Here is a 6,284-nt window from a genome sequence, read left to right as displayed (position 1 = left end):
ACTCATCAACGAAAAGGGGATAAAAATGACAATCGTGCTCAGCGACGAGCCAATCATGGCTGGAAAGAGGTAGCTAATAGCCTGCTGGATCGTTTGAGCATCTGACTTCCCCTCATGCTCTTCTTCAACCCGGTGAATCTGCTCCACAATCACGACGGCATCGTCGATAATCAGTCCGATAGCGGCTGCGATACCGCCCAGCGTCATAATGTCGAGGGTGTAGCCCATCACATACAGAACTAAAATGGAAGCTGCTAATATTATTGGAATGGTGGCGAGTATAACTGTACTGGCTTTCAGCGAACGCAGGAATAAACTCGTGACGATAATGGCCAATACGAGCCCAATAAAAATGCTGTCAGTCACGCTTTTAACCGCATCGCGGACAAAGTCAGCCTGAACGTAGGTCGGTGTCAGCGTAACATCGGCGGGGAGCAATTTTTTGAGTTCCTGCACTTTCTGGGTAATGCCGTTACTGAGGTTTATTAAGTTGGCAGACGGTTGTTTGACGACATTGACCAGTACCGTTTCTTTACCATTCGCTTCAATTTTGGTGTACTCCTGCTGCTCGTGTAGTTCGACGGTCGCTACATCGGCTAAACGAAGTACACGTTGCCCATCGCTGCGAATGATGATGTTTTCAACATCCTGCCGGGAGTGAACCGTTGCATCAGTGAGGGTCAGGTAAAGGCGGTTGTAGTCCGAGACGAGTCCGTCAGCCTGGATGAAATTCGTTGCTGTCAGGGCGGTCGTAATGGCTGCTGGCGTTACGTTCAGGCTGGCCAGTTTGTCGGGTTGGAGCACGATCCAGTATTCTTTGGTTCGGCCACCCATCACCTGCACATTCGACACACCCGTTACCCGACTCAAATACGGGCGAATGGTGTACACGGCCAGTTTACGCAATTCAATTAAATCACGACTGTTCGACTGAAGCGCGAAATCCATCACCGGAAGAATCGATGGCGACATTTTCTCTACAGACAAGTTCGTATTGGGTAACAACGTATTCTGAATCTGGTTGATGCGGGCATTGACACGCTGCAACGATACGTCCATATCCACCGACCAGTTCAAATAAATCGACAGTTCGGAACTACCCCGACTGGTGGTGCTACGAACCATCTGGACCCCTTCCACTTGATTGACCGCATTTTCCAGTGGTTGCGTAATGGCCACCATCATGAGCTCGACGGGTTGTTCGCCCGCGTCGGCAATGACTTTGATTTTGGGAAATGTACGCTCCGGAAATAAGGATACCTGGATACTTCGGTACGCGAAAACACCGCCCACCAGCAGCAGGATCAGCAACCCTAAAATCGGTTTGCGAAAACGAAAAAAACTGGGCTGCTCGGCGGATTGTTCAATGGGCATGGGCAGGACGGTTTATGATGATTGACGCCGTATCGGCCAGACCGTAGCCACCCTTGCTGACAAAGCGGTCCTTGGGGCCAAAACGTGGACTGAGAATTTCGATGCGCGTTTCGCGCTGAAGACCAATTTTGACGGGTACCTTGATTGCGGTGGAGTCATTAACGAGCTTCATGACCCAGAAGTCGGTCTGGAGCTCATTGGCCAGTACGGCACCCTTAGGCAGAGACTGTGCGTGATTATGTTGCTGATTTGTAAACGTAATGGCCAGCTGGAGCCGAGCGGGCAGCACCATCGGATGGTCGGGTTTAACTACAAAGCGTTCAGTTTGAGAGAGCGAATCGGCAATAGCCAGCGTTCGGGAGATCCGCCCACCAATCCGACGGCCATTTGGTAACTGGATGCTGCAAACACTGCCTACATGTACTGACGAATCCTGTTCGGCCGGTACTTCGATCAGGAAAACAAACATATCGGGTGCTGAAAACGTCGCGAGTACCGTACCGTCCTGCACATACTCATTTTCTTCAGCCTGCACCAGCGTAACCAGCCCCTTGTCAGGAGCGCGGATGATTAACTGGCCAATGTTTTTAAGCGTTGGGTCGTTGAGGTAATTTTTACCACCCAGCGCGTAAGCTTCTTTGGTTTCCAGTCCGAACAGGGGAGAACCCTTGCGAAGCTGATCGCCAATTTTTACGTACACCTTAGTTACGTAGCCCGCAATCGGTGATTTTATATCGCCACTGGTGAGGTAATAGGTTATGCCCCGAAACGTTTTTTCAACCCGAAATGAATCGGCTTTCACAGTCGTCACGTCAACGGGCGTTTTGGGTTTAGACGCATCGGTGGTAGCCTGAGTACTCGTATCATTCGTTGATGACGAACCACAGCTGGTTAACAGCAGCGCAAGAGAAAAGCCTAAGGCATAAAGAGGGTTCACCATACGTTTAAGTCTGGATTAAAAGTTTCGATAGTTGAAGGTGTTGATGAATCGCTGCCGCTGAATGATTAATTGGTTCAGGGATAGCTTACTATTCAGGTATCGCTGCACAATGAGCAGGTAATCGATGGCCGATATATCGCCCCTATATAGCCGGGCTTGACTAATGGTCAATAAATTTTCGACGTCCGTATTTTGTCGTTCGGTAATGGTAATCAGGTTCTGATTGACGCGTAATTGTTCGTTGACCGTCCGCAGTTGCAGGTTGAATCGGTTGAGGTATTGAGTCCGGTAATTTCGGATGGTCAATTGCGCTACATCGAGTTTCTGGTATTGCAGTTTTCGCTGGTTCCCATTGTAGATGGGCATGGTAAAATTCAGCCCTAGGCTATAGCCAAATCGGCGGGTGATCAGGTCGGAACTAATGGCGTTTGTACCCGCATTGACCACGAAATCCAGTGAGGGCCGATAAAAAATATCGATTACCCGGCGGTTTCGTTCCACGATTACACTATCGTAGCGGTAGCGAAGAAAATATGGATTATCGTCGAGCGTGAAACGGGCTTGTAGCGCCAAGGCTGGTTTTTCGAGCTGTACCAGACCCGTTTCCGGAATGTTGCAGAGCGTATTGAGTGCTAGTATATCCTGTAAAAACTGGACTTTGGCACCTTCATGATTGACTTCACTCTGTTGCCAGTCGACCCGAAACGCCAAATAATCCGACTGGTTGAACAAGGCTTTCCGAAGTAGCTCTTTCAATACCTCGTTCTGACTGGACAGAATCTGGTACAAATCGCCGAAGATGACCATCTGCTGATAATCCTGAAAGGCCGTCAGATACAGATCGACAATCGCTTTTTCAAGATCGTTCTGGTTGATACGAACGGTATTGACCAGTGAATCGCGGAGGGCTGAATTAAGGTTGTTCTGAATTCGTAGATTCCGGCGATAGAGCAGATTTCGATTTGCCTGAATCAAACCCGTATAAGCCCCTCCGTTCGTCGTACTCTGATCGTAACCCCAGTTGGGGCCAGTCGGTGCGTATAGATACTGGCCAATAGCCTGCACATACGGTTTGTTGATGGCAATATTTATCAGGCTGTCGAGCCGATTCAACGTAATCGAATTGATATTATCCTTCAGCAAGGGACTATTTGCCAGTCCCGCGTCGAGGTAATAGGCCAGATTTCGGTGAGCTAGCGTGTCCTGGCCAAAACCAGAAATAGCCTGAAACAGTAGCCAGATACTCACTATGGATAGTCGTTTCTCTAATCGCATACGGCTTATTTTGGGGCCTCGTTCCGTAATACCGGGTATTCGGCCAACTCGAGCATTTGTTTATAGTATTGCCTGGCTTGTTTTTGTTGCCCTTGAAGGCTTGCTATTCTAGCCAAAACCAGATACGCATACGCTCTCGCGGATTCATCCCGTATTGAACCCTGCACAAGCTCATTAGCCAGGGTTTGGGCAATAGATGGTTGCCCTTTTTCCAGCGCGTAACGAGCTTTCAAAAGCGTTCCCATCTGATGGTAGACCTCTTCTGGGGCTGCCATCAACTGGCTGATTTCGTGAGGGATGTCATCTACCTGATGTGCGTTAAGCAACGATTGGCCGTACAGGAAACGCCAGTACGGATTGTTGGGATACCTAATGATCAGGTGAGCCAGGTAGGGAAGTGCATCGGCGGGTTTATTGTCGTAATCCGTCAGTAGGTGAGTCAGATACAGGATAGCCTCCGTTCGGACAAACAGGGCTTTTTGGGTAGCGATCTGTAGTTGAGTCATTCCCAGTTTTTTATCGCCGGAAGTCATGACCCAGGCAACCGTTTTATAGAACGGATGAATTTCCGGATAGACCTCACGGTAGAAATTGTAGAGACCCGTGGAGAGGTAAAAATCGGGATACTGCTGCTGGAACGTCTTGCCTTTCTGAATATACGGATAGGCGTTCTTGGCGTGCCGAATTACGGCAAATGGTTCAAGTTCGAGATGACTGATTTTGGCTAATATAGCCTCGGCAGTGAAGTACAGGAATATGGCTTCTGGCTGCGCAGTCGCACTGTTGGCTGTTGCGTTGGGTTTCTTTTTCTCCTTTTGCCAGTCGTCGGCTTTTCGAGCCGCTAGTTCTAGCTGTTGTACGCATTGTTGCTTCAGCTTCGCGTCGGTGCGGGCTGGAAACCACTGGTAATACAAACTGACACCCCGTAGTAAATCGACGGCTGGGTGATTGGGCGCTACTTTCTCTAGTTGAGCGAACATGGCTCCAGCAACAGTAAAGTGATTATCATAGACTTGGTCCAGGCCTTCCGTCAGTAAAGCACGAGCGGCAGGATTGCTGTTTATCATCGGATATTGTGCCAGCGCACGACCTATAAACAGGACTAAAACGACGATAAACAGTAGGCACTTCAGCATGAGGTTGTGTGTCAACATAATTAAAAAGCTTCCGATATATTGACATAAATGCCGTGTGTTTGCTGCCCCACGGCAACATCGAATCGTAAATTCAGGTGCTCTTTTCGACTGATTAAAAAACGTAGTCCGGCACCACCCGCCACTTTCCATTCCGTCGGCGAAAACTCATTCAGAACATTCGCTACGTTACCCGCCGAGGCAAAGACAGTTCCGCCCAGCCGACCAATTAGTCGTTGCCGAACTTCTGCCTGAAAAGCCAGTGCATTATTGTCGCGGTATCGTCCATTGTAGTAGCCCCGCAGTAAAAAAGAGCCGCCTAAGGTTGCGGCCAGCTTAAACGGAACTTCACCAACGTTCAGATTGGCAAAGGCTTGTAACGCCAAAACCGTATGTGGAGATAGGGACTTGTATCGCCGAATATCAACGGTATAGTTGGTGAATGTGAATTCACTTCCCAATACCTGACGATAAAGCATACTGGAAACATCAGCATACCAACCCTGAGAGGGCGAATAAATATTGTCCCGCGTATCCAGCACAGCCGCCACACCAACCCCATTAACAACGCTGCCAAGCCCTCCAATCAGCGTATTCATCGGAAACTCCCTTTCCGATGATCTGTTAACATCGAACGTTTTGAAATACTGTTGCTGCAAACCCACAAACAAACCGGGCTTGATTTGCCGAAGCAACCGGTTGTAAGCTCGCAAGCTTTTGTAGGAAATCAATTCTTTCTGGTTGTCAGTAGTCTCATTTCCTATACCGTAATAAAATTCTGGAAACTGTGTGTAGAGAAACATACCCCGTATTAAATAGTGTTCACGGTGGGTAAATACGGTATAGGTTGGCTCTACCACAGTTTGCCGGTTGAGCGTATGGATAATCGCAAAATCCACATTTGATGTTCGGGCGGTACTATCGGTACGGAATAGGCAAACGCCTAATAGACCATAGCCCAACTTAGTTTCGGGCGTGTAATACACGACGGGCAGCGGAATAAACTGGGCACGTCTGGACTGGACAGAATCCAGTCCGGATTCCTGAGCCCTGCCCTGAATGGCTACGAGAAGTAAGCCCACCAACAGTTGTTTAAGCATAACCAGTAGAGAAATGAGTTAGTACGAATGGGCCTTTTGCCTTCCGATTTTACGTTTCAGCCATGGATAAACCCGGTACGCTACCTCGGTTGAGAGTAGTCCAATACCTGCTCCGACCAGTACGTCCGATATCCAGTGTTTATCATTGGTCATCCGTAAGATTCCGGTCGAAGTAGCCATCGCGTACCCTCCAATCGGAATCCAGGACCTAACTCCGCGAAACTCACGATCCAGTAAAGCCGCTCCGGTAAACGCATTGGCGGTATGACCCGACGGAAAGGAGAGGTAATTGGACCCATCGGGCCGAAGCTCATTCGAGGTGTGTTTTAGCCCCAACACCACGACTGTACTAATCCCGTAGGCAAGTACACCGATTAACGCTCGGTCGAGAAGTTGCGATCGACCTTTCACGCCCGCCAGACTCAACCCAGCCCAGGCTACAGCGGGTCCGTACTGTAAGAA

At 49.1% G+C, this 6,284-nt stretch carries 6 protein-coding genes; all 6 read right to left on the bottom strand.

The features are described from left to right. Positions 1-1,374 (bottom strand): efflux RND transporter permease subunit (locus tag BGO59_RS35325; RefSeq protein WP_293692251.1); only part of this gene is annotated, 1,374 nt, incomplete at its 3' end. After that, on the bottom strand, positions 1,364-2,314 hold the full coding sequence (locus BGO59_RS35320; RefSeq protein WP_293692249.1) for an HlyD family efflux transporter periplasmic adaptor subunit: 951 nt from the start codon (positions 2,312-2,314) through the stop codon (positions 1,364-1,366). The genes BGO59_RS35325 and BGO59_RS35320, both read right to left, overlap by 11 nt. Positions 2,315-2,329: 15 nt before the next feature. Further along, the gene (locus BGO59_RS35315) at positions 2,330-3,589 is read right to left on the bottom strand and encodes a TolC family protein (protein ID WP_293692247.1); all 1,260 of its coding nucleotides are present in this window, start codon (positions 3,587-3,589) and stop codon (positions 2,330-2,332) included. Between the two features lie 5 nt (positions 3,590-3,594). Further along, positions 3,595-4,725, bottom strand: a complete 1,131-nt coding sequence (locus BGO59_RS35310; protein ID WP_293692245.1) for a hypothetical protein — start codon at positions 4,723-4,725, stop codon at positions 3,595-3,597. A gap of 20 nt (positions 4,726-4,745) precedes the next feature. Continuing rightward, on the bottom strand, positions 4,746-5,822 hold the full coding sequence (locus tag BGO59_RS35305) for a BamA/TamA family outer membrane protein (RefSeq protein WP_293692243.1): 1,077 nt from the start codon (positions 5,820-5,822) through the stop codon (positions 4,746-4,748). An 18-nt stretch (positions 5,823-5,840) separates the two neighbouring features. Beyond that, a partial coding sequence (locus BGO59_RS35300) for a phosphatase PAP2 family protein (RefSeq protein ID WP_293692241.1) occupies positions 5,841-6,284 on the bottom strand: 444 nt, incomplete at its 5' end.

Origin of the sequence: Spirosoma sp. 48-14 (assembly GCF_001898575.1) — a bacterium.
Lineage (GTDB): Bacteria > Bacteroidota > Bacteroidia > Cytophagales > Spirosomataceae > Spirosoma.
The sequence above is the reverse complement of the archived record's forward strand: the minus strand, read 5'-3'. Positions and strand labels throughout refer to the sequence as shown.